At 60.4% G+C, this 695-nt stretch carries 2 protein-coding genes; both read right to left on the reverse strand.

The window, feature by feature from the left end:
- Positions 1-445, reverse strand: a 445-nt coding sequence (locus tag AB1462_RS31465; protein ID WP_367248970.1) for an amidase family protein, incomplete at its 3' end; no start/stop codon positions are given.
- A gap of 27 nt (positions 446-472) precedes the next feature.
- Positions 473-652 (reverse strand): hypothetical protein, encoded by a 180-nt coding sequence (locus AB1462_RS31470; protein WP_367248969.1) that lies wholly within the window; start codon positions 650-652, stop codon positions 473-475.
- Positions 653-695 lie beyond the last annotated feature (43 nt).

The raw sequence follows: 695 nt of genomic DNA on the forward strand, positions 1-695 counted from the left end.
TCGCGTGATATTCGGCCTCTTCCTCCGGGCCGAGAACCAGCGCGTCCAGCACTTCTGCAAAGAGCAGGCGTTGCGGAATTTTTTGGCCCTTATCCGGTCCGAGCAGAACTTCGCCAACTTTTTCGTAAGTGCCGATGTCGCGGGAAAACCAGCCGACCGTGTCGAGACTTGGCGAAAGCGGCATGATGCCATCGAGTGGAATGCGGCCCTGCGTCGTGCGCAGCCCGACGAGGCCGCAAAAACTTGCAGGCGCGCGGATCGAGCCGCCGGTGTCGGAGCCCAGCGCTATATCTGCCAGCGCTCCGGCGATTGCCGCTGCAGAGCCGGAAGACGAACCGCCGGTGACGCGGTCGGGAGCGGCGGAATTGATGGGCGGCGGGAAATGCGCGTTCAGGCCCATCAGCGAAAAGGCGAGTTCGTCGGTTTGGGTTTTTCCGGCAAACAGTGCACCGGCATTGAGGAGGCTTTCGACCTAGGGTGCGCTGCGAAGTGATTCGCCGCCGGCCTTCATCGGGTTGCCGCAGCCAGTCGGATAGCCTTTGACGTCGTAAATGTCTTTTACGGCCAGCAGCATATCCGCCAAAGGCCCGAATTCCGCGCTTTTTACTGGGCGATCCGGCAAATCGAGGAAGGCATTCAACTCGTCGCGCATGGGCTGCATTGTTCACCTTACGGATACGATATCGCCAACATCG

It is taken from the genome of Pseudomonas sp. SB113 (assembly GCF_040754745.1).
Classification (GTDB): Bacteria; Pseudomonadota; Gammaproteobacteria; order Pseudomonadales; family Pseudomonadaceae; genus Aquipseudomonas; species Aquipseudomonas grimontii.

What these genes read in the sequence shown, in the direction of transcription:
- AB1462_RS31470 (WP_367248969.1), bottom strand. Translation starts at nt 652, where the DNA reads ATGCGCGACGAGTTGAATGCCTTCCTCGATTTGCCGGATCGCCCAGTA.